This is a genomic window from Bacillus sp. FH, from assembly GCF_052216825.1.
Classification (GTDB): Bacteria; Bacillota; Bacilli; order Bacillales; family Bacillaceae_G; genus Bacillus_A; species Bacillus_A paranthracis.
The window spans coordinates 138,876-162,201 of record NZ_JBQOUU010000001.1 but is presented as its reverse complement, the minus strand read 5'-3'; the positions used below and the strand labels follow the sequence as shown (position 1 = coordinate 162,201).

Genomic DNA, 23,326 nt, shown 5'->3' with positions numbered 1-23,326 from the left:
AAAAATCGCACAAAAAAGCCACAGGAAGATATAGTTCTCCTATGGCAGGGCGTGAAAAAGCCACAGGAAAGCATACGACCTCCTGTGGCGAATTTATGAATTAATCGAAATAATGTACGATTTTCAATTCTCCATTAGGGTGGTCGAATTCATATTTAATTGTCCAGAAAACACAGGTGCAGTTAACGCTAAAGTTAAAGCATGTAATTGTAATTTCATCATTTCCTTCGACCTCCTTTTAGAATATTTTTCTTACGTTAGTAAGTATATACAATTAATGGATAATTGTAAACATAAAAAGCGAAATTTTTTAATTTTGATTAAAATGCGTATATTTTAAAGGGTTTTGAGAAGGTGTATTGTAATTAACGAAATATCGATAAAAATGGGGGATGCTAAATGAAATATATGCATCGTAATGTAGTTGTTATGCTAACAATTTTTTTATGTATTACTGCTTGTTCTAGAGGAGAAAGAATAAAAGAAATATCTGATGTTGAACCTGGTGACTTTAAGCAATATGCTGGGACATATGTTGGGAATAACTCAGATGTGGTTGCAATTGTTAATCGTTTACCCGGTGGTGAAACATTTCAAAGTGTAAGTTTAGAGAATGAAAGTATAAAGGTGAACTATGGTACAAAAGGAAATGGAACTTTGACAGAAGACATGGTTGAGACGTATTGGTTTGATGGTAAGGATACGATGGAGAAGAATTTTCTCTTTAACGTTATTTATTTAGCGATTTTAGTACCAAATGCAAAAGGTTACGAGTTGCAAGTAGAAAATAAAAATTTCACGATAAAAAGAGAAGAAATACTATCAATCCTGTATGAAAAGTTTGATAATTTCCCAAAAGAAAATGATATATGGGATAAAAAGAAAGTAGTAAAGTTTCTTAACGAAAATAACGAAGAAATTACAATGCTTATGAATGATAAAGAGTTTAGGAATGCTTTATTTGTAAAGTATCCAGTACAGCAGTTGAAATGATGGGAGGAAAATAGGTGGAGTTAGTATATAAAATTACTTATCATCGAATGCAAGATCATTATTTACCTAAGTTAATACAGGCAATTAGCTTCGTTAGTGAAGAAGATTTATGGAAACAAGGGGATTCTGTGAATTCAATTGGTGGAATCGTACTACATATTTGTGAACATATACAGAGAAATACTAGTCGTTATAAAAATCCAAATATAGTCTTTGAAAAGGGAATTGAGGAGTATTTTCCAGTAAAGCGACAACGTACTGAACTTTTGCTACAGTACGTTGAAGAAGTATTTGATGAATGGGGAACAGAATATATACAAGCATGTGGAGAAAAAAGACATATTGACCTTCATAGTTTATTACATTTAGTGGAGCACACAAGTTATCATTTAGGGCAAGTTGTAGATCGTACAAAGTCTATAAAGGGACAACAATTTAATTTTTGTCAAAATGGTATAAATGAAAAGAATTTAAAACTTAGAGTTGAAACTTCAAAATTTTAGAAAGAGAGTCATTCTTAAACGAATGACTCTCTTTTTTTATAAAAGAAATTTATGGAAATATACATTTTTATGTGATATGGTTAATTACATAAGTAATGAACCTATGAACCTAAGGTGGTGAAATTATGAAACCTACTCTGGAGCAAAATAAATTAATATACTTGCAAATTGCAGAAACGATTGAATCTGATATTTTAAAAGACATATTACTTGAAGAAGAACAAGTTCCATCAACAAATCAATTTGCGAAGATGTTACAAATAAATCCAGCTACTGCAGCTAAAGGGGTAAACGTATTAGTGGATGAAGGGATTTTATATAAAAAGAGAGGGATCGGGATGTTTGTTGCAAAGGGAGCGAAAGAAGTTGTACTTAAAAAAAGACAAAATACTTTTATGACCGAATATTTACCTAAAGTGTGGGAAGAAGCGAAAGTATTAGAAATATCCAAAGATGAATTGATGGATATGATTCAAAAAATTACGAAGAGGGGGAACGAGGGATGATTGCACTTGAAACGAAAGATATAACGAAAAAATACAAAAAGAAAGTAGCAGTAAATGAAGTAACGATTTCATTGGAAGAGCATAAAATATATGGTTTGCTCGGTAGAAACGGAGCAGGAAAAACGACACTATTAAATTTACTTGCAGGTCAAATTACTTCAAGTAGTGGAAGCGTATCAATATTTGGCGAACATGTTTTTGAGAATAGTAAAGCGATGCAAAATATTTGTTTTGTTAGAGTAAAAGAAGAAGCTCAGTTAAGTTTTAAAGTAAAAGAAATTTTTAAGATGTGCAGCATGTTTTATAAAAACTGGGATGGAAAGTATGCTGAAGAACTCGCTAATAAATTTCAGCTTAATATGACAGTGAAATATCATAAATTATCACACGGCATGCAAACAGTCGTCGGCATTATTCAAGGGTTAGCAAGTAGAGCACCAATTACTATTTTTGATGAACCAACTACAGGTTTAGACGCAGCACACCGTGAATTATTTTATAGTCTACTACTAGAAGATTACGGTGAGTATCCACGAACAATTATATTATCAACACATTTAGTAGAAGAAGTAACCCATGTGATTGAAGATGTGATAATCATAAAAGAAGGAAGATTAGTTGTTCAATCATTGGTAGAAGATTTATTACAACAAGTTCAGATTATTTCAGGGCAAAAGGATAAAGTGAACGAGTTCTTGATCAATAAAAAAGTATTAAATCGAGAAGTTTATGGAAATAAGGGTATTGCTGTTATATGGGAAGAACTTTCTAATGAAGATTATTACTCTCTTGAAAAAGAAGGTTTAGCAATTGATAGAATTATATTGCAAAAATTATTTATTCATATAACTGGTGGTGAAGTGAAATGACGATGTTAATGAAGCAGTTAAAGTTACATATTAATTTTCATTATAAAGCAATTTTAATATTTTGGATTGTAGCCTTATTAATAAAAGGGGCTTTAAATGCTGCGCATTTAAATGGAGTGAACATTGGTTATTTACCCGAAATTATAAATAACCCGTCAATAGCAATTATGTTGTTTATAGTAGGGAGTGTTTTCATCATTCAAGATGAGCTATTTCGTTTAGCTGTTTCATTTGGTGTAACGAGAATTCAATATTTCATCGGAGCAATTTGTTATATCATCTTGCAATCCGCAATGTTTTCGTTTCTTCAAATAATGCTTTTACAAGATATAAAATATAATTTAGTAAATGTTAGTTTTGGGGAGCAATCGGTGCAACAATTTATTTTGCAATTTTTATTTTATGTTACAACAGCATGTTTCTTTCAAGTGGTAGTAGTTTTTAAACAACGATTTCAGTGGATCGGTCTTATGATTGGTGGGACCCTTTTCTTATCAACAAATAGTGTACTTTATGGAGAAGCAGGGGTAACCAATTTATTATTTACGAGTGATGGATCTTTAGTAAATATACCGTATTTTACTGTTATTTCAATTGGGTTAACTGTCCTTTATATCATAACTAGTAGTATATTTATTCGTAAAGTATCATTCGAAAAAACGATTTGAAATATTATTAGATTACTATAGAGAGAAGGATAGCAAATGGGAGACACATCTTCACTCATTACAGTCTTTTTAGGCATTGCACTATTAATATTCTGGCGTCGTTATCGCTCCATGCATAAGCCAATAAAGGGATCAGGAAAACGTATTTTATGGCCGTTATTATTTTTAACACCAGGTGTTGTATGGTTTTTTGGTCCAGTACATCCAGCTATATTACAAGTAGTTATAGCGGTATTCATTGGGGTACTTTTCTCTATGCCGCTTATAGTATTAACAAATTATGAACGAAGAGATGATGGGAATATTTATACGAAAAAAAGTGCTGTCTTTTTAATTACTTTTATTGCACTTGTCGTTTTAAGGTATGGTTCAAGACAATTTATTGTAGATTTAGATCAACAAACGGTTGGTTTATTATTTTACGTAGTTGCAGTATCGTATATCATTCCGTGGAGAATTGCTTGTTATATAAAGTTTAGGAAAGTTTGGCGGGAAAATAGTAATCATACTATATGAAAACTTCTCATTTGAGAAGTTTTTTATTTTTATAGGTAAGTAAAATAATTTGTTGAAGTGCAAGATTGTTATAGAATATGATACATATTAAAATAAGGAAAAGTAGAGGGGATAAAAATGCGTACAATTTTAGCTTTTCTCAATAATATGTCCATCGATAAAATAGAGAACATTAGACAAAAACATGATCCTTTATTTGAATTAATTCCACCGCATATAACAATTGTATTTCCATTTAAGAGTGATATTTCAAATGATGAATTAAAATCTCATATTTTGAATTTATCAAGAGGGGTAGGCAAAATTGAAATTGAATTTGCAAATTGTATCACTCATGTAAGAAACTATTTGTTTTTAGAAGTGGAGCGGGGGAAAGAACAAATAACTAAACTACATGATATCCTGTATACAGGACCTTTATTACAATTTTTGAAAGAAGATATTCCGTACATACCGCATGTAACAGTCGGGAGAAAAGAAAGTGCGGAGTTAGCTACTGAAGTAGCCAAGGATATTCATAGTTTCCCTGAAAAGTTACAATGTGTAATTGATAGAATTAGTGTAGAGCGAATTGGAGAAAAGGGGGAATCAATTATTGAATTTGAAGTACCGTTGCAAAAAAGCTGACAAAAGTCAGCTTTTTTTATTCGTAGCATAAAGTAAAGCACCAATCGCACCGCTATTACCACCATCTCGTAAAAAGATGGGTGTTTTATTTTGGTATTTTGTGTAGCTACTAATAATATTTTGAAGATGTATGTTATTACATAGAGTCGAACCAATATAAATAATATGGTCAATGTTTTTTGTTTCGGCGAATTGAAGGCTTAATGCAGTAACGACTTCACCGACAAGTCCTTGTACAGTAGCAAGTATATCTGAGTTATTATAATTTGATTCTATAGTAGCGGCTTTACCAAAATTGCTTGCAGTTAAACTATTATCAATAGGGGAGAGAATCCCACCATAAATATCTCCAACTGTAATATCTAAATCTTTTCTAGAACCCACTTTTGTTAAAGGAATCACATCTTCAAAATGATCTATATTTGTTAACAATTTTGAAAGTCCCATAATAGTACCACCGCCAACACCGGTTCCACCAGCTCGAATATATTGGTCATTATAAACGTAATGAATAGAAGTACCTGTACCGATATTTGTTAAAATAAAGTTGTTTATATCATACTTCTCTTCTTTTAAAATGTATCGGACACCTATAAGAGTAGCTTCAAATTCATTTAGTTCTACTATTTTATATGAGTTTGAAAGTAGTTGCTGTAATTCTTTCGCTTTACCACCTGTAATACATATTTGCTTTTTAACAGTGTTTTTCTTAAGCCAATCTATTATTTTATCTTGTTCATTTGAATAAAATTTTTCAAAAGCTAATTGCCTTTGTTCATCCAAATAAGCAATTTTCGTTAATGTGCCTCCAGCATCGATACCAATAGTACTTTCCATTTGTCTGCTCCTAACCAAGTGATTTATTTACTCTGTTCATGTTGATGAAACGAATTTTTAGGAGATAGACACCCCCGTTGAATTACATGATTTTTATTCTGCTTGATATATTAATAGCTTTTCTATCGTTACAATCGGTTGATTATTAACAGTGGCGGTACTTTTACCTAGTAGAAAACCTCGGCGATTGCGAGTTAACTCATAATGCAAATTAAGTTTATCACCGGGATATGCTTTTTCATGGAATGTAACCCCATCTAACGAGGAAAGGAAGCCTAGTCCGTTAGAATCACTTGTATGTACAAATGCACTAAGCTGAGCAAGTGCTTCTACAATTAACATATGAGGCATATGTTTTTGACTATCATTTATAAACCATTCGTTATTTGTAATGAGTTTATATCCTGTAACGGATTCACCTTGTTTTACATTTGTTACTTTATCAATCATTAAAAATGGATAACGATGAGGAAGAGTGTCTTTAATATGCATTTAAGTACCTCCAATGAATAATACCCCTGCTTATAGTTAAGCAGGGGAGTTATCATTAATTTTTAACTAATTCTTCTGCTTTTTCAAGAGAAAAAATGCCACTATTTCTAATGTTTTCAACAACTTGTTGTAACACTGCTTTATCTTGAACGAGTGCAATGCGTACAAAGCCTTCTCCGTGAGGTCCAAATGCATGACCTGGCGTAACAACGACATTCGCACGATCCATTAATGCATATGCGAAATCTATAGAAGTCCAGCCGTTCGGAATTTCGGCCCAGACGAACATACTGCCAGCTGGTTTATCAACATTCCAGCCAAATGTTCGGAATCCATCAACTAAAGTATCTCTACGTTCTTGATAAATACCGCGGTTTTTCTCACAAAAAGCAGCGCCATTTCTTAGTGCAACACATGCCGCTTTTTGAATTGGTAAAAACACTCCGTAATCTGTATTAGATTTAAATTGTGTAAGTGCCCCGACAATTTCTTCATTACCAATCATATAACCAATACGGCTACCTGCTAAACTATAACTTTTTGACAAAGAGTTAATTTCTACGCCAACTTCTTTAGCACCAGGCACAGAAAGGAAGCTAATTGGTTTATTACCATCAAAATAAAATTCAGCATAAGCAAAATCATGGACAACAATAATGTTATGTTTTTTCGCAAATGCGATTACTTCTTTAAAGAAATCTTCATGAGCCATTGCTGGAACCGGATTCCCTGGGAAGTTTAAAATCATCATCTTCGCTTTATCTGCAATTTCTTCAGGAATTAGCTCTAAGTTAGGTAAGAAATCATTTTCTTTTTTTAAAGGCATGTAGTAAGATGTTGCTCCAGCCATTTGAATTCCTGTTTCATAAGCTGTATATCCTGGATCAGGAACTAATATAATATCTCCCGGATTCGCATAAACCATAGGTAAATGAACGAGTCCGTCCTGTGACCCCATTAATAATAAAACTTCTTTATCGGCATTTAATATAACATTATGAGTGTTGTTGTAATATTCAGTTACAGCTTCGTGAAATTCTTGAATACCACTTAATGTGTATCCATAGCTTTCTTTTTGATTTGCTGTATGTACCATTTCTTCTCTTACGAAATCAGCAGGTGGCATATCAGGATTCCCGATACTTAAATCGATCATTTTGTGACCTGCTGCAATTTTTTCTTTTTTATAGGCCCCTAATTCACTAAATATAGAAGATTGGAATGCTTTCATTCTAGTTGCTAACGTGTAAGTCATCAAAACCCCTCCTAAAAAACAGTGTTTTCTTCCTGCGTTTTTAATTATTCTGAAAACACATGCTTACATTTTATCACTTTTTTGTGAAAATTAAAATGATTGACAAATTTAGAGGGAGGATAAAGAGATGGAATACAAAATAACGCAGAAAACATTTTCTGCGTTTGATATGAAGTGTAATTATTTCTTTTTATATGTACATAATTTTTCCACTGCATAAAAGTATACGTTTAATTTGCCATCGACAACTTTTAAAGTTTGATCTGATGTAAATGAGTTACCATAATCAATGTGATATACATTAGAATCCTTAACAAATGAGCCTTTGTATAAATCTTCTTTTTTCTTCGTTGTTTGCATCTCTACTAAATATTGAATGATTTTTTCTTTCTTTTCTTCTTTTACAACTGTTTCAAATTTATACGATATAGGACAAAGACCGTTTTTATTGTCAACGACTTCCCAAGTGCCGTATATGTCATTATTGCTACATCCACTGAGTAGTATAATGAATAATGGAATAAGTAATAGAACCTTTTTCATTTTGTACTCCTTTCTTTTCATTTTCGATAAACGTGCGAATACGATACGAACATTGTAATAAATAAAGTTTAAATTTTTATAAAGAATTATTTAATTTCATATAAAAATTTAGGGGGGATTGAAAAAGCATGAATCTAGTGTAAAGTCAGATTCATGCCGAGTACAATAGTTTATGTGATGTTTCTTTTGAGGAAGAATAGAGAGGAAAGTAGGATCACAATTCCATTTAAAATATATACAATTACAACAATAAAGGCTAATGTACCTGCGCAAAATCCAGCTTTATCAAATATAGAAGCGAATGCTGTGGTAGTCAAAAAGACAAGGGGAGTCAGTAGTGAAAATATAAAACCTGCGACAATTCTTCTTTTAAAGTTATGCTGAGAAAGGGAAATGGCTAAAAAGTTTAGGATGCTAAACATAACTATTACAAAAATAAAGATAATAAATAATTGCATACCATCAGACATTCCTACACCGCCTTGTTGTAGATAATAGTTTATATAATGTATTCGAAGGTAAGAGTGTTTACTCCTTTTAATAATTTCAATAAACGTAATAAATAAGATTATATAAAACAAAGAAGCATGGATTAGTTTAATACTACTAAATCCATGCTTCTTTAATTATGTTATAAATTCGCAGATTGCGAAGGTTGTTTTTCATACTGTTTCTGTTTAGATAGCGATATGAAAATAATGAATAATGAAATAACTCCGAAGATTAAAACCATATATTGCAATCCAATCGTATCTAGGAAGAAGCCTGTGCCAAGTAAGACAATTTGGAACATCACTCTCTCAAACATATTACGGAATGAGAAGAGACGGCCGTGATAGCTTTTTTCCACTTTCGTTTGGAAAATTGTTGACATAATAGGGAAGAAACAACCAACACTAAAACCAAACAACCCAAATGATGTAAGAGACATCCATTTTATATCGCTAAAGAACAATGATAGATGTGCAAAAGCGGTACAAACAGCGAAGAAATATAGTAACTTTTCAGGTTTGAAATGATCAGATAAACGTTTAATAACGAAGGCACCTAACATAAATGCGATACCTTCAATCGTATATATAAAGCCTTTAATCGTTGGATCATGTTGCATTTCGCTAATATTAATTACCATTAAATTAAATCCAGCTATAAATAATAGAGGGATAATACTTAATATAAGTGCTGTAAAAGCAATCGGAATTCCTCTTAAAATACGAAATACTTCCATAAAGCTATTATCTTTTGCTGCTTGCTTACTAGGTGTTGTTGATTTCTTATCTTCGAATTGTAGGAAGAAAGTTGAGAGGAATAATAAAGCATATGCTGCCATTGAGAAGGCGTACATATATTGTAAACTCATTACAACTAAAAGAATTCCACCTAGTGAAGTACCTGCAATACGAGCGATTGTACCTACATTCATATGTACACCGTTCATTTGTAATAACTCATGCTCACGTACGATGAGTGGAATTACAGATTGTAATGCAGGGAAATAAAATGCTGCTGAAATTTGAAGCGCAACCATAAATGCAATCATAAAGGCGATACTTTCAAATTGGATAGCGAAAAACATAAAAATAACACTAATAACACGACCAAAACCAGCATAAAGAAGGACTTTTTTCTTTTCATATTGATCGATGATACGACCAGCCATAGGTCCCACTAGAACACCTGCTAATAGTCCGATAAATAATATAACTGATTTCATGAAATCAGAAGGGACATATTTTTGCATAAATTCAAGGTTGCCAAGAATTCCAAGCCATAACCCTAAACCAGCAATAAACTCCCCAATTAAAACAATCCAAACATTTTTATTACGCCACATAATATAAAACCTCTCCGTCTTTTAAAATGAAAAACTCGTATATAAAACCTCCTTATTTTATGTATTATTTTTAACGAACTTTTTTAGAGTCAGAGTCTATATTACGTGTTTCATGAGTGGATTTCAATTTTTTTGATTTGTCAAAAAATCGATTCGTTAATTGATAAAATAAGCAAATCAAAATGTAAATACTAAATGATTAAAACATAATGAATAGTAGGGATAAATATTAAAAAAATAAAAAAGCAAGAACATATAACTATGTCTCGCTTTTCTCAATTGCAAAATTAAACATTAGATTCACTTAGCAGCATTTACGCTCTTGTCCAATAGCTAAAGCGCTAAAAGATAGAGGACCAACAACTTCTGCGCTTGCACCACTAGTAAGGTTTTCTACAGTTAATGAATATTGGTGTGTTCCACTGCTAACATTTTGATCTATAGCTTGAAATGTTTGAGTGTAGAATTGCTCAGAATCTGTAGATTCAATACCTGCTTGTGCATTGAAAATTTCAAAGTTATCACGGAAAATTCGGAATAAAACTTGTGAAGTCCCAGATATACCTTCTATACCAATTGTAGCGATTAACTCTACACGATTATTACGTGAATTTCTACTTGAAATTCTTACTTTCAAATTTGCTAGAATTGCTTTATTTGGAGAAGCTGGAATTGCAAAAGTGGTTTCACCCGTTTTACTTATAGGTTGAGTAGCTTGGTAATCAATGATATGAGTCATATTCGTCACCTCCTCTTATACTAAAATATGAAAATAGCAATGAAATAGCTTGGACAAATAATAGAGTCGACATTAATTGTTGAAAAGGAGTAATTCACAAAAAAGCATCAAGAAAATATCACAATACAGTGATGGTTTTCTTGGTGCTTTTGTACTTAGGCCGAATATTCTTCTTTGCGTACTTCGAAAAATTCATTACGACGTAAGTAATTATAAACTTTCTCGGAAACCTCTTCTTCTTCAGACATTAAGAAACGATGATTAAAAGCATAGAAGGATTGACCTTTAATTAATTTTACGTAGTAAATTTTACACGCCTCCTCTAGCAAAATTAGTATTCACTTAATATTATGATGACCTATATGCTTGTGAATCATACTTGAAGTTTCAAAGTATAGAAGCGAAACAAATTAAAAAGCTTACAAAATTGTAATGTTGTTGTCACGTTTTCCGATAGTTAAAAATAACCAATCTCTTCTATACTACAAATAAGTTACATAAAATAAGGGGGTAAACATGATGGATGAAGTGATTGGAGAAGTTGTAGCAGGAATTTGTGAATTTGTGGTGGAAGTAACAGCAGATGCTATTGGGAATTTAGTTTCTGGAAAGGATGAGGAAAAAGAAACATTATAATAGTTTGTAAAAGTATACAGATGATTAAACTATAAAGGCTGATTTCTAAAGGGAAGTCAGCTTTTTTATTTTTTACATTATATTAATATTATTTGAATATTCATTTGTTATTATGTTTATGAAACTCATAAAGGAGGTGAATAAATAAAGATGTCGAATTTAGAGGCTGATTTATCTGATTCTTGTTTAATTGTGGCGAATGTGGAGGAAAAGGAATATCACTTTATTGTTCGTGAACACCCGATTGTAGGAAAAATTATATCGCTATTGGAAAATGGAAAAGAATATGGTTTAATAGATAAACAAATTGCTAATAAAGATAAATTTATTAAATCGGAGCTTACTAAATTAGAGTATTTTAACATAGATGTTCTCTATCATACACCTGGATGGATATGGATTGGTATGGATCAATTTGGTTTACATGCTCGTGAGGCTACTTATAACGAAGTAGACGTTATTATGAAGTTGAAAGAGGATTTATATTATATAGATGTATATGAAAAAGTAAAAATGTAATTGATATTTGGTCAGGTTAGGGGACAAGTTCCCGTAGCCTTTTTTGTTTTATATGTAAACGGAAAATCGATTTTATGTTGATGATAGGACAGCATGATAAGAAGTGAGCTGAAAAGAGGATTTGAAAATACATAAAGAGAACTTTAATTATTATATGAATTCTATATGTAAATAACAATAGAAAGAAGATGATAAAATGAGTAAAGAAGAGCTTGTGAAACAACAGTTTGGTAATAATGCGGAGAAGTATGTAAAAAGTAAAATTCATGCTAAAGGACCGGATTTACAATATGTAGTTCAACAAGTTGAGTCTCGTCATAATAATCGTCTTCTTGATATTGCTACTGGCGGAGGACATGTTGCAAATGTATTAGCGCCATTGTTTAACGAAGTAGTTGCTTTAGACTTAACAGAAAAAATGTTAGAGAATGCAAAAAAATTTATTATAAGTAACGGCCATGAAAATGTGTCTTTTGTTGCTGGAAACGCTGAGAGTTTACCGTTTTCTGATAGTTCTTTTGATACAATTACGTGCCGAATTGCAGCACATCACTTTACGAATCCAGCTCAGTTTATTTATGAAGTAAATCGTACGTTAGAAGATAATGGATTGTTTATTTTAATAGATAATGTTTCACCGGAAAATAATGAATACGATACATTTTATAATTTTATAGAAAAAAAGCGGGATCCGAGTCATGAACGGGCTTTGAAAAAAACAGAATGGATTACCTTATTAGAGAAAAATGGTTTGCAAATGCAGTCATGTCTTACTTTTGACAAGAAATTTGATTTTGACTGGTGGTGCGATATGATGAATGTACCTTTACAGAAGCGGGTGAAGTTAACAGAATGTATGATGAAAACATCAGTTGAAATGCAAGAATTCTTTAACATTCAATATGAAAATAATAAAATTATATCGTTTTATACTGAAATGGCATTGTTTGTATGTAAAAAAAGTTTAACATTAAAAAGATAAATTTCTTGCAGTCTTTCCAAAGTACGTTATACTTAGTAACAGAGAAAATGAGAATTGAGGAAATGTAATAATGATTCGCGTACGTATTGAAGGAACTGAAGAAGAAATGCTTGAATTTATGGAGAAAATGCCGGATATTCCTGGATTTGAAAAAACACATACGAGAGAACCAAGAAAAGGAAATAATCCAAAGTATGATTCAAGTAAAAATGTGCTAGCATATTTATCTTATAAAAAGATTGAAGTCGCCAATAAATAGGCGGCTTTTTTAGTTTGCACCGTTTCACAGCCTTGTCTTTTTTACATACTAATAATAGTAGATAATGCTGAAGAGGGGTGAGTATAGTTAATAAGAAAATCATCTTTTTTGGAGACTTTGGTATTGATGATGCTGTGGCGTTAATTTATGCAAATAAAACATGTAAATTAGATATTTTAGGTATTGTTGCTGAATATGGGAATGTATCGCGAGAAATCGTAACAGAAAATGTGTATTTTTTAGAAAGATACTATGCTACAGAAGTAAAAATCATTGAGGGTGCAGCAAGACCGATGACAGCTGAAGAACCTTTGTTTTTTCCTGAAATTCATGGAGAGCACGGCTTAGGTCCCATTATTCCACCTGAAATGAGGATTTGTAAACGGGAAAATTTTTGTGAATTAATTAAATTAATTGAGCCTTGTCCAGAAGATATTATTATCGTAGCGACAGGACGATTAACAACATTGGCAACATTATTTTTATTATATCCAAATGTAATGGATAAAATATGTTCGTATTATATTATGGGCGGTGCGTTTTTATTTCCTGGTAACGTTACTCCTGTATCGGAGGCAAATTTTTATGGAGATTCAATTGCTGCAAATATTGTAATGAAGTACGCAAAGAATGCGACTATTTATCCATTAAATGTAACGCAACAGGCCCTAATTACGCCTGAAATGGTGGATATTATTAATAAAGAAGGAACAGGGCAGGCAAAGCTTATTAAACCAATGATTGATTTTTATTATGAGAACTTTTATAAAAAAGAATACCCGGGTATTGCTGGAAGTCCGATTCACGATTTGCTTCCGTTCATTTCATTTATAAATGATGATATTTTTGAATATAAAAAATCTGCAGTTTGGATTAGTACGACAAATGACGTAACAAGAGGACAAAGTGTGGCTGACTTTAGAAAAATAGCTGAGCCGACGAGGTTTGATGATCGGCCGATACAAAGAATTGCGGTTGGTTTTAATTATCCTGCATTTAAAGAAGAGTTTATGCGGACAATATTGAAGCCCGATTGTCCATAATAAGTGTAATATCTCAAGCTGCATAAATCGTTAGTCTAAAAAGTTAATTAACATGTATTATTTTTACAAAAAAATACAGTTATGCTCCATGAATAACTTATGAAAAATGTAACATAACTAATGGTAAGCAATTGTTTCTAATTATATTTTGATTGGTGAAATATAAAGGAGGTTATCATATGATTTGGTCTTTAATCGTTGGTGGTATATTAGGGTGGCTTGCTAGCTTAATTACTGGTAGGGATGTACCAGGCGGTGTAATTGGTAATATTATTGCTGGTATTATTGGTTCTTGGATTGGTGGGAAATTACTTGGTAGTTTCGGCCCAGTAATCGGCGGATATGCAATTATTCCAGCTTTAATTGGTGCGATTATTTTAATCTTCATCGTAAGTTTCTTATTGCGAGCAATGCGAAAATGAATGTAAGGACTGTTTACATTTGTAAGCAGTCCTTTTTATATGTTATGCTAGTATTATACAATCAGGAGGTGTCAGCATTGAAAACATTTACAGTAAATTTTCATCAAGAAGATAATGCTAAAGCGACAACAGTACATAAATTAAGTGAAGAGGACTTCAATAAAGCGACAGAAAAAGGTACTCGTCATCTATTTGATTTAGATACAAACGTTGGATTCTTCGTATTCTTTGACGCAGAAGATGCAGAAGGAAATGATCAATACTTAATGCTACAATATGAAGGAGATCATGAAGAGCCAACTGCGTGTTACGGATTTGACTTAAAATTATACTATCAATTTTTAGCACTATACTTAAATGATCTTGAATTCCAAGGCGAAACGGATGAGGAAGAGGAAGAATATGGTCCAATTCATCATTTAGCTCACTTACTTTACCATATTGTTGAAGATGGTAAGTCAATCGAAGTGTAAAAATACATATGTAAAGCTGTCCTTTTTGGGCAGCTTTTTTCTATTTAAGGAAGGAGTGCAGTGTAAATGGCGAGAAGGGATATATAAGGAGATGGAAAAATGATAAACAATACAATTCCAAGTTTTTTAAAATTATGGGAAAGCACCGACGTAGAATTAGCAGTCCTCAATCAATACTTCACTTCGCATCCAGAGATATTTGAAGAATACTTTAAGTATCATTGTCCTAATACGAATGAACGTCTTTCTAATGCCATAAAACAATATCCCGCAAAAATAGAAGACATTCGTATCATTACTAAAACATTACCAATCATTATCCAAGAGGTAACAAATGCATATCATAATAAATTTAACTTTGATGTAAAAATGAAATTTCATTTATTTGTTGGAGGATTTGGATCAAATGCATTTGTAGAAAGAGAGATTATTGGAGATATGTTTTTTGCCGCAGAAAAATTATCTCCAAATTTAAATCACCTTCGTGTTATTGTCGCTCACGAAATAGGGCATATATATCATAATGTTATGTTACAAAATAATGGAATGGATTGGGAGAAAGCTGAGTGGACCGATGCGGCAGTTAATTTGTATCGTGAAGGTGTTGCAACATACGTATCAAAGCAAATTGTGAAAGGTTTAAATGAATCCGTGTATTACTCATATGACGATGATGGTGAACGTTGGTTACAATATTATATAGACAATGAAGAACAAATAAAGAAACGTTTTTTGAAAGATTATATAGAAGGATGGACGTTTGAAAAAGAGAAAGAGTGGTTTCGGTTATCTGGCGGACAATATTTTGGATACAACCGACTCGGTTATTTTTTAGGAACAGCTTTTGTAGAATATGTTGCACAAGCATTGGGCGAGAGTGAAGTATTTACTTTTTGGAACAAACACAATTTGAAAAGAGGTGTAATGGATTGGTTATCGAAATGAATCGGATTATGATAGGGGGCTGAAATGTATGAGAGTGTATGTAAAGATAGGTATGTTATTTCTCGCTTTTACATGTATTTTTGCATTAGTAGCATGTAAAGGAACGGACGAAAAAAAGGAAACAGATCCAACAACGGAAAATAGTAAAAATGAACAGAATAATACTTCTGAAGAAAAGAAAGAGCCTGATGAAAAATCAAATAAGGCAGGGTCAACAAAACCAAAGATAGATCCAAGCACGAAAGATACAGTAATCAATCAAAAATCAATTAACCACGTTAAAGAATTATTTGAACTAGCGAAAGAAGGAAAAGTACCTAATGTTCCGTTCGCAGCGCATACAGGAGATATTGAAGAAATAGAAAAAGCGTGGGGGAAAGCAGATAAAACAGAACAAGCAGGAAACGGAATGTACGCAACTTTTACAAATAAAAATGTTTCCTTCGGTTTTAATAAAGGATCACAAGTTTTTGATGTACGCTCCTATCATGCAGAACTAAAATCAATTACATTACAAGAAATTGAAAAGGCATTAGGAAAACCAAACTCAGTTAAAGGAAATGGTGAAGATAAAATATATGTATATAAAGTAAACAATCAGTTTGAGTTAAAATTCATCATTCCAAAATCGACTGGTAAGGTAAATCATATTTCGGTATTTTCACCTGAGGATAGTATTAATAAAATGGCAGGGTAGGATAATAAAAAAGGATGTCATAAAAGTCGAAATCGATGACTATGTGACATCCTTTTTTGGGTGTAAATAAGAAACTTCCTTTTATAAAATATGATGGGGATGCTCTAAAACATCTTTTTGAATATCTTTTCTTCTTTTCTTACGCTCTAAATTTTGAACAAAAAGAGCTTGGATAATGCCGCCAATCATTAAGAAACAAGCACAACTATAAAATAGCATACTACCGTTTAGTTTACTTAATAAAACCGCACCGATAACAGGACCGCACGTTCGAGATACATCCCAATGTAACCCGTAAATTGAAAAATACAATCCACGTTTATCTGTAGGAGCGATTTGTGAAACGAATCGAAGCAAATGGTTGAAAGCAACACTTTCTCCAATGACTAAAAAGAGTAATGTGAAAAATAGTGACAAGATTGTTGCTGAAAATCCATAGCCAATTGCAGCTATCGTAAAGCAGGTGTAAGCAATAAGTATGATTTTCGCCATAGAAAATTGTTCAGACCATTTCACAAGGAAAACTTGTAGAGTGATTTCCATAAGAGCTTTGCATGTTGTAATAAAAACGAGTATGCGATCGAAATCCGGAATTGTATGTTTCACGAAAATAAGATAATTTGTTTCAGTTTGTGCATAAAAAAAGCTAATAGGAATTGTAGTAATCATTAGTCCAAATACGGCGTAATGTTTGTGTACAAATTGCTTTGGAGATGATACTTTAAGCTTTTGCGTTGGTGTTGTCATTGCCGGAGCAGTTTCTGGAAGCTGCGTCCAAACAACGACTGCATATGCTATAAGTGTAATGCTTTGCACTATAAATACATATTCAGGGTGAGTCTTATAAAAAATAGTACCAATTAAAGGACCGATTAGAGTACCTATTGCTCCCATCGTTTGCAGAAGTGAGAAGATTTCTGCTTGCTGCCCATGTTTTGTTAAATCAGCAATTTGTGCACGTTGAGCGGGAATATATAAGGAACGGCCAATACCATTTATAACGTATAATAATGCAAAGATAAAAACGGATTGAGCGAAAATGAAACTACCGATTGCAACGCCCTGTAGTAACAATCCTAGTAACATAATTTTCTTTCGTCCATATTTATCAGTCACTCCTCCAGCAATAAGTGTAAATACAATGTCTGAAAGTGGTTGTAATCCGAAAATTAGCATAGTTATTATGATATTACCGTTTAACATTTTATCAACGTAAATAATCATAATGATGGCTAACATGGATTCTGTTGTTCGGATTAATAATTCGCCGCACATTCTTATAATAATTGGTTTGTTATAACGTAGTAAGAGATTGGTCAATATTAATTCCTCCTTTCTATATTGAAATGATAAGATGAAAGGAGAAAGAGAAAAAGGGTAGAAATAAAAGGGGGTATTTTTCACCTTTTAGGGGGAGTATGATGTTTATTTTAGATCAATATATTGAACTATGGTGTGTCTACGGTAAAGGAAGACGAGAAGGAGAACGATTAGAAGTAACCGTACAAATGATAGCAGAAACATTATTTTGTACAGAGCGTAATAGTAAATTAATTATAAAAAAATTAGAAGAGTTACATTGGATTACTTGGTTTCCAGGTCGCGGGAGAGGGAATCGTTCTAAATTAATATTTCAAAAGCAACCAATGACATTAATTTTAGACAGAGGAAAAGAACTAACGAAAAAAGGGGATGTAAGAAGCGGAATTTCATTTGTGGAACGCTACAGCTTACAATTTCCGTTAGTAAAGAAAGAGTATGAAGCTTGGATGGATTCCATATTTGGTCATCAAATAGAAAGGACATCCGAAGGAAGAAGAGATGTCCTTCGTTTGCAGGTTCAAATGAATTTAGATATTGCATTAGATCCGGTCTACGCTACAATGCGATCGGAATGTCATATGGTTAAACATATTTTTGATACACTCGTATATGTAAATGAGGAATCAAACTATATAGAACCAAGGCTAGCTTTTCAATGGGAATATAATGATGCAGAAAAGATATGGACGTTCTATTTACGAAAAGGAGTTCACTTTCATAATAGGAAACAACTTACTGCACATGATGTTATACATTCATTGAATCGATTTATGAATGCTGAAAATAACCCACATACGTGGATGTTACAACATATTGAAAGCTTCCGCGCAGTAGATGAATATGTTATTGAAATTCAGTTACGTACGGAAAATAGAATGTTTTTACATATGATAAGTGCAGAACAGTGTTCTATCGTAAAGGAAGATGAAACAGGAAACCTCATTGGAACAGGTCCCTTTAAATTAAGCGAAAAGAATGCACATTTATTTGTATTGGAAGCACATGATTTATATTATCGTGAAAGATCTTTTCTTGACCGAATTGAACTATTGAATGTAGAACAAAGTGTAAATACATACGATATTTTAGTAAAGGCGCAGTATAAAGATAAAGAAAAATATAATAAAGAATTATCTCGACTTGAGTCGAACGTGACATATATAACATGCAATATTGCAAAAGAAGGACCAATGCAAAATTATATGTTCCGAAAAGCGTTATATAAAATCATTCATGGCCATGCAATCGTTCAAGAACTCGGCGGAGAACGTGGAGAAGTGGCAAAGGAAATATTATTAGCTAGTGACAGTATAGTAGAGATTGAGGAAGATATAGAAAGTTTAATTAAAGAAAGTATGTATCAAAATGAAGTGTTACAACTTTACACATTTACAGGGCAAGATCATGTAGAAGATGCGCAATGGATACAAAAAGAGTGTGCGAAGTACGGGATTCGTGTAGAAAATAATTTTCTTGAAATAGAAGAGTTATTGGAAATAAATACGATACAAAAGGCTGATATGATGCACGATAGTGCAACGATTAGCGAACGAATAGAAGATAGTCTACTATACATGTTTCTTACAAAAAATAGTTTTATTCATGGGCAAAGCAGCATGGACTTTCATGCAATGTTATCTCCTTATTTCAAACAAGAACAAGTAGAGAATAGAGTTACACTGTTACGCGATATTGAGGACACATTGTTACGTCAAATTCATGTTATTCCTTTATATCGCAACAAACAACAAGTAACTTCTCATGAAAAAGTACAAAATATAATGATTAATTCACAAGGGTGGATTGATTTTTATAGAATATGGTTTAAACCTTGATAGATAAAGGTTCTTATGCATTTTTCATGAGATGTATAAGAGCCTTTTTGTATGTAAAATAGGATTGTTTTACACATTGTTACGCTACTTGTGATAAAAGCCCATTTACAACGTAACAGTGTTATGTTACATTGTTATCAGGAAGGAGTGTTATACAGTTGAGTACAGATTTAATTTCAAAAAAAGATTTATTAGAACTTACTGGTATTTCATACGGACAGTTATATAGGTGGAAAAGAAAAAATTTAATACCGGAAGATTGGTTTGTACGAAAGTCTACATTCACGGGTCAGGAGACATTTTTTCCGAAAGAAAAGATTTTAGAGCGAATTGATAAAATCCAAACGATGAAAGAGGATCTATCACTTGATGAACTAGCGAATATGTTCTCACCGAGTGTGAGAGAAATTCTTTTAACGAAGGAAGACATTTTACGTAAAGGGATTGCATCAGAACCAGTTTTACAATTTTTCATAGAACAAACGAATAAAACAGCAGAGTTTCAATTTGTAGATATTCTTTATGTGTACATGTTAGAAGAATTACTACAATCGGGAGAGATTAGTTTAGAAGAAGGAAAAATGGTCTTGCAAGTTTTAAGTGAAAATTATGAAGCAATGAAACATAAAACGTGTGACTTAATCATTGTCCGAAAGTTAGGGATTTCTACATGTTTCTTAGTTTCAAACGTGGATGACTTAATTTTTGAAAAAGGCACCAAAATCGTTTTACGCGAAGCGATTATGAAATATACCGAAGCATTAAAAACTAAATTGTTGTAGTGGAGGAGAAAGTATGCGTACAGATAATTTGATTATAAATGGTTACGGTTCATCGAATGGCGGCGAGTTTCATAAAGTGCAATTAAACGGAAAAGGAACTGTGAATGGAAATGTTGAATGTGAGCAATTTGAATGTAACGGTTACGGTGCAGTTACTGGCGACTTGAAAAGTAGCAGAGCACGAATTAGCGGATCTGGTAAAGTTGATGGCACAGTTCATGCTGAAACGATGCGAATTGATGGAAAAGCTACAATTACGCAAAATGTAAAGGCAAACAGTTTGAAAATTGCAGGAAAAGGTACGATAGGCGGAAATGTCACAGGTGAAGAATTTAAAGTCAATGGTCAAGCAACAATTGACGGTAATTGTGAAGTGGATACTTTTTCTTCAGAAGGACAATTTACAATTGGCGGATTATTAAGCGCTGATGAAATAAATATTAATATTCACGGTACATGTCGCGCGAAAGAAATTGGTGGTCAAACGATTAAAGTAAGACATAGATCAGGTACATTAAGTAGGCTATTTAAAACAGTATTTGGCTTGCAATTAGAAGCTGAACTATTAGAAGGTGACAATATTGATATTGATTATGCTCACATAAGAACGGTAAGAGGAAACAATATTACAGTAGGACCGAACTGTGAGATTGAACTCATTGAATATACAGGTGTTCTTACTGTTGATAAAAGCGCAAATGTAAAAGAAATTAAGCAGGTTTAATGGGAAGGAGAAAGTAATATGGAACATCCACATAGTCTCACAGTAAATGGTTCCGGTAATTCAGCAGGCGGAGATTATAATAAAGTGAAGATTCGCGGTGAAGGAACGATTTCTAATGATATGAGCTGTAATGAATTTAAAACGTACGGCACGAGTGATGTACGGGGGAATATGAAAGTAAAAAATTATGTTGTGTATGGAGATAGTGAAGTACAAGGAACTGTAGATGCAGAATATGTAAAAGTATATGGTAATACAAAAATGCATGGTGATGCACATATTGAAAAAACAAAAGTTAGAGGTATGATAGATATTGCTGGGAAGTTTTCAGGTGATTTTGTCGATGTAAAAGGTGCTTTAAATGTGAGGGGAAATATTGAAGTAGAAGATTTATCATTAACTGGTGGTCTTGAAAGTGATGGATTACTTAATGGTGAAAATATTCAAATCTCACTTCGTTATGAAGGAAGTAAGGTAAGAGAAATTGGTGGTAAAAAAATTACGATTCGTAAAAAAGCGAGATTTCTTCCTTTTATTAGTCATGTTGGAAACCTTCAAACTTCAATTGTTGAAGGAGATGATATTTATTTAGAACATACGATTGCTGACATAGTGAGAGGAAACAACGTTACAATTGGCCCTGGGTGTGAAATTAGTGTTGTAGAATATCATACTAGTTTTAATCAAAAGGGTAATACAGTCGTAAAAGAACATAAACAAATATAAGTAGTATGAGGGAGAGCAAGGTTATGGTTGAGAAGAATAATAAGCTCGGCTTTATTGTGGCGGGCTTATTGCTAGGTATTTTAATGGCATCAATGGATAATACCATTGTCGTAACAGCGATGGGAACGATCGTTGGTGACTTAGGAGGTCTTGAAAACTTTGTATGGGTCGTTTCTGCCTATATGGTCGCAGAAATGGCAGGTATGCCGATATTCGGCAAACTATCAGATATGTATGGTAGAAAGAGATTCTTTATTTTTGGTTTAATCGTCTTTATGATTGGTTCGGCACTTTGTGGTACTGCTGAAAACATTACACAGTTAGGCATTTATCGTGCGATTCAAGGTATTGGCGGCGGGGCATTAGTACCGATTGCATTTACTATCGTGTTTGATATTTTCCCTCCTGAAAAGCGCGGGAAAATGGGTGGTTTATTCGGAGCAGTATTTGGATTGTCAAGTATTTTCGGGCCATTACTTGGCGCATATATTACAGATTATATTAGTTGGCACTGGGTATTTTACATTAACTTACCGCTTGGTATTTTAGCACTTATTTTTATTACATTCTTTTATAAAGAATCACGAGTTCATAGAAAACAAAAAATTGATTGGTTTGGCGCAATTACTTTAATTGGTGCAGTAGTTTCTTTAATGTTTGCACTTGAACTTGGCGGACAAAAATATGATTGGGATTCTAGCTTTATTTTAAGTTTATTTGGTGGATTCGCTATTTTAATTATTGCATTTATTTTTATTGAACGAAAAGTAGAAGAGCCAATCATATCATTTGAGATGTTTAAGCAGCGCTTATTCGGAATGAGTACCATTATTGCTTTATGTTATGGTGCTGCGTTTATGTCAGCAACTGTATACATTCCGTTATTCATTCAAGGTGTATACGGAGGTACCGCAACAAACTCAGGGTTATTACTATTACCGATGATGTTAGGATCAGTTGTAACAGCGCAATTAGGTGGGTTTTTAACGACGAAGCTTAGCTATCGAAACATTATGATTATTTCTGCTGTTATTATGCTAATTGGACTATTTTTATTAAGCACATTAACGCCAGAAACAAGTCGTGTATTATTAACAGTGTATATGATTATTATTGGATTTGGAGTTGGTTTCTCATTCTCTGTACTAAGTATGGCGGCTATCCACAACTTTGGTATGGAACAGCGAGGGTCTGCGACTTCAACGAGTAACTTCATTCGTTCATTAGGCATGACGCTTGGTATTACAATCTTCGGAATGATCCAAAGAACAGGTTTTCAAGATCAATTAGAAGAAGCATTTAAAGGTATGAACGGGGGAATGAATACAAACGCTTTAGGAGATTCAAGAGCTATTTTATCAGAATCGGCAAGATCTCAAATTCCACCGCAAATATTAGATAAAATTATTGATGCTCTTTCTAGCTCAATTGTCCAAACATTTATGTGGGCATTGGTACCAGCTGGTTTAGCATTCATATTTATTTTCTTTATGGGAAATGAGCGCATGGTAATTAAAAAACAACAAAAGAATAAAAAGAGCGAAACATCAAAAGCGTAATGAAAAAGCTCCCTTCCAA

At 32.8% G+C, this 23,326-nt stretch carries 29 protein-coding genes; 20 read left to right on the top strand and 9 right to left on the bottom strand.

Features of this window, described 5'->3' with window-relative positions; all coding sequences use genetic code 11:
* The first annotated feature begins 399 nt into the window (after positions 1-399).
* The 7 genes from ACTT1L_RS00930 to ACTT1L_RS00900 all read left to right on the top strand — a co-directional run bounded on the left by ACTT1L_RS00930 (position 400) and on the right by ACTT1L_RS00900 (position 4,682).
* Positions 400-993 carry a DUF4825 domain-containing protein gene (locus tag ACTT1L_RS00930; protein WP_000876554.1) on the top strand — a complete coding sequence of 198 codons (594 nt, stop codon included), beginning with the start codon at positions 400-402 and terminating at the stop codon, positions 991-993.
* A 14-nt stretch (positions 994-1,007) separates the two neighbouring features.
* Positions 1,008-1,496, top strand: coding sequence for a DinB family protein (locus ACTT1L_RS00925; RefSeq protein ID WP_061130994.1), 489 nt, complete (start codon positions 1,008-1,010; stop codon positions 1,494-1,496).
* Between the two features lie 125 nt (positions 1,497-1,621).
* Positions 1,622-2,002, top strand: coding sequence for a GntR family transcriptional regulator (locus tag ACTT1L_RS00920; protein ID WP_086708178.1), 381 nt, complete (start codon positions 1,622-1,624; stop codon positions 2,000-2,002).
* Positions 1,999-2,871: an ABC transporter ATP-binding protein gene (locus tag ACTT1L_RS00915; RefSeq protein ID WP_442821725.1), complete on the top strand. Its 873-nt coding sequence runs from the start codon at positions 1,999-2,001 to the stop codon at positions 2,869-2,871. Before ACTT1L_RS00920 ends, ACTT1L_RS00915 begins: the two co-directional genes overlap by 4 nt.
* Positions 2,868-3,539, top strand: a complete 672-nt coding sequence (locus ACTT1L_RS00910) for a DUF4052 family protein (RefSeq protein WP_000178193.1) — start codon at positions 2,868-2,870, stop codon at positions 3,537-3,539. The genes ACTT1L_RS00915 and ACTT1L_RS00910 overlap by 4 nt, the downstream gene beginning before the upstream one ends.
* Positions 3,540-3,575: 36 nt before the next feature.
* Entirely contained in the window at positions 3,576-4,055 is a 480-nt protein-coding gene (locus ACTT1L_RS00905; RefSeq protein WP_000502986.1) for a CcdC family protein, read from the top strand.
* 117 nt (positions 4,056-4,172) lie between these two features.
* Positions 4,173-4,682 (top strand): 2'-5' RNA ligase family protein, encoded by a 510-nt coding sequence (locus ACTT1L_RS00900; protein ID WP_442821724.1) that lies wholly within the window; start codon positions 4,173-4,175, stop codon positions 4,680-4,682.
* A 6-nt stretch (positions 4,683-4,688) separates the two neighbouring features.
* Here ACTT1L_RS00900 and coaW read toward each other — a convergent pair whose 3' ends face one another.
* The 8 genes from coaW to ACTT1L_RS00860 form a co-directional block, all read right to left on the bottom strand.
* On the bottom strand, positions 4,689-5,519 hold the full coding sequence (gene coaW / locus ACTT1L_RS00895; protein ID WP_242301649.1) for a type II pantothenate kinase: 831 nt from the start codon (positions 5,517-5,519) through the stop codon (positions 4,689-4,691).
* Positions 5,520-5,612: 93 nt separating this feature from the next.
* Complete coding sequence (locus ACTT1L_RS00890; protein WP_048557957.1) at positions 5,613-6,011, bottom strand: 3-hydroxyacyl-ACP dehydratase FabZ family protein; 399 nt, start codon at positions 6,009-6,011, stop codon at positions 5,613-5,615.
* A gap of 55 nt (positions 6,012-6,066) precedes the next feature.
* Positions 6,067-7,266 (bottom strand): LL-diaminopimelate aminotransferase, encoded by a 1,200-nt coding sequence (locus tag ACTT1L_RS00885; protein ID WP_000222674.1) that lies wholly within the window; start codon positions 7,264-7,266, stop codon positions 6,067-6,069.
* A gap of 180 nt (positions 7,267-7,446) precedes the next feature.
* A complete protein-coding gene (locus ACTT1L_RS00880) occupies positions 7,447-7,809 on the bottom strand; it encodes a hypothetical protein (protein ID WP_000756889.1) in 363 nt (120 codons plus the stop codon).
* Between the two features lie 170 nt (positions 7,810-7,979).
* Positions 7,980-8,279, bottom strand: coding sequence for a hypothetical protein (locus ACTT1L_RS00875; RefSeq protein WP_242301645.1), 300 nt, complete (start codon positions 8,277-8,279; stop codon positions 7,980-7,982).
* 161 nt (positions 8,280-8,440) lie between these two features.
* Positions 8,441-9,643 carry an MFS transporter gene (locus ACTT1L_RS00870; RefSeq protein ID WP_000269250.1) on the bottom strand — a complete coding sequence of 401 codons (1,203 nt, stop codon included), beginning with the start codon at positions 9,641-9,643 and terminating at the stop codon, positions 8,441-8,443.
* A 304-nt stretch (positions 9,644-9,947) separates the two neighbouring features.
* Positions 9,948-10,382: an exosporium protein ExsC gene (gene exsC / locus ACTT1L_RS00865; RefSeq protein ID WP_000148803.1), complete on the bottom strand. Its 435-nt coding sequence runs from the start codon at positions 10,380-10,382 to the stop codon at positions 9,948-9,950.
* Positions 10,383-10,537: 155 nt separating this feature from the next.
* Positions 10,538-10,690 (bottom strand): YqbF domain-containing protein, encoded by a 153-nt coding sequence (locus ACTT1L_RS00860; RefSeq protein WP_073541767.1) that lies wholly within the window; start codon positions 10,688-10,690, stop codon positions 10,538-10,540.
* A gap of 478 nt (positions 10,691-11,168) precedes the next feature.
* On the opposite strand from ACTT1L_RS00860, the gene ACTT1L_RS00855 reads away from it, so the two are divergent.
* The 8 genes from ACTT1L_RS00855 to ACTT1L_RS00820 all read left to right on the top strand — a co-directional run bounded on the left by ACTT1L_RS00855 (position 11,169) and on the right by ACTT1L_RS00820 (position 16,358).
* A complete protein-coding gene (locus ACTT1L_RS00855; protein WP_046199222.1) occupies positions 11,169-11,537 on the top strand; it encodes a hypothetical protein in 369 nt (122 codons plus the stop codon).
* A 196-nt stretch (positions 11,538-11,733) separates the two neighbouring features.
* Complete coding sequence (locus ACTT1L_RS00850; RefSeq protein WP_242301641.1) at positions 11,734-12,519, top strand: class I SAM-dependent methyltransferase; 786 nt, start codon at positions 11,734-11,736, stop codon at positions 12,517-12,519.
* A gap of 70 nt (positions 12,520-12,589) precedes the next feature.
* Positions 12,590-12,778, top strand: a complete 189-nt coding sequence (locus tag ACTT1L_RS00845; protein ID WP_000621882.1) for a YvzF family protein — start codon at positions 12,590-12,592, stop codon at positions 12,776-12,778.
* A gap of 77 nt (positions 12,779-12,855) precedes the next feature.
* Complete coding sequence (locus ACTT1L_RS00840; protein ID WP_242301639.1) at positions 12,856-13,821, top strand: nucleoside hydrolase; 966 nt, start codon at positions 12,856-12,858, stop codon at positions 13,819-13,821.
* A 179-nt stretch (positions 13,822-14,000) separates the two neighbouring features.
* On the top strand, positions 14,001-14,243 hold the full coding sequence (locus ACTT1L_RS00835) for a GlsB/YeaQ/YmgE family stress response membrane protein (protein WP_000638307.1): 243 nt from the start codon (positions 14,001-14,003) through the stop codon (positions 14,241-14,243).
* A 77-nt stretch (positions 14,244-14,320) separates the two neighbouring features.
* Positions 14,321-14,716 (top strand): hypothetical protein, encoded by a 396-nt coding sequence (locus tag ACTT1L_RS00830; RefSeq protein WP_000847587.1) that lies wholly within the window; start codon positions 14,321-14,323, stop codon positions 14,714-14,716.
* Positions 14,717-14,815: 99 nt separating this feature from the next.
* The gene (locus ACTT1L_RS00825) at positions 14,816-15,661 is read left to right on the top strand and encodes an aminopeptidase (RefSeq protein WP_048557953.1); all 846 of its coding nucleotides are present in this window, start codon (positions 14,816-14,818) and stop codon (positions 15,659-15,661) included.
* A gap of 28 nt (positions 15,662-15,689) precedes the next feature.
* Positions 15,690-16,358: a YjgB family protein gene (locus ACTT1L_RS00820; RefSeq protein WP_001267132.1), complete on the top strand. Its 669-nt coding sequence runs from the start codon at positions 15,690-15,692 to the stop codon at positions 16,356-16,358.
* Between the two features lie 81 nt (positions 16,359-16,439).
* Here ACTT1L_RS00820 and ACTT1L_RS00815 read toward each other — a convergent pair whose 3' ends face one another.
* Positions 16,440-17,678, bottom strand: coding sequence for an MDR family MFS transporter (locus tag ACTT1L_RS00815; RefSeq protein WP_434606217.1), 1,239 nt, complete (start codon positions 17,676-17,678; stop codon positions 16,440-16,442).
* Positions 17,679-17,779: 101 nt separating this feature from the next.
* On the opposite strand from ACTT1L_RS00815, the gene ACTT1L_RS00810 reads away from it, so the two are divergent.
* From ACTT1L_RS00810 to ACTT1L_RS00790, 5 genes are all read left to right on the top strand, one after another.
* Positions 17,780-19,516: an ABC transporter substrate-binding protein gene (locus ACTT1L_RS00810; protein WP_442821723.1), complete on the top strand. Its 1,737-nt coding sequence runs from the start codon at positions 17,780-17,782 to the stop codon at positions 19,514-19,516.
* A gap of 158 nt (positions 19,517-19,674) precedes the next feature.
* Positions 19,675-20,298, top strand: coding sequence for a YhbD family protein (locus ACTT1L_RS00805; RefSeq protein WP_000102250.1), 624 nt, complete (start codon positions 19,675-19,677; stop codon positions 20,296-20,298).
* Positions 20,299-20,311: 13 nt separating this feature from the next.
* Complete coding sequence (locus ACTT1L_RS00800) at positions 20,312-21,022, top strand: bactofilin family protein (protein WP_001258379.1); 711 nt, start codon at positions 20,312-20,314, stop codon at positions 21,020-21,022.
* An 18-nt stretch (positions 21,023-21,040) separates the two neighbouring features.
* Entirely contained in the window at positions 21,041-21,748 is a 708-nt protein-coding gene (locus tag ACTT1L_RS00795; protein WP_000400898.1) for a hypothetical protein, read from the top strand.
* A 23-nt stretch (positions 21,749-21,771) separates the two neighbouring features.
* Positions 21,772-23,307: an MDR family MFS transporter gene (locus tag ACTT1L_RS00790; protein WP_442821722.1), complete on the top strand. Its 1,536-nt coding sequence runs from the start codon at positions 21,772-21,774 to the stop codon at positions 23,305-23,307.
* Positions 23,308-23,326 lie beyond the last annotated feature (19 nt).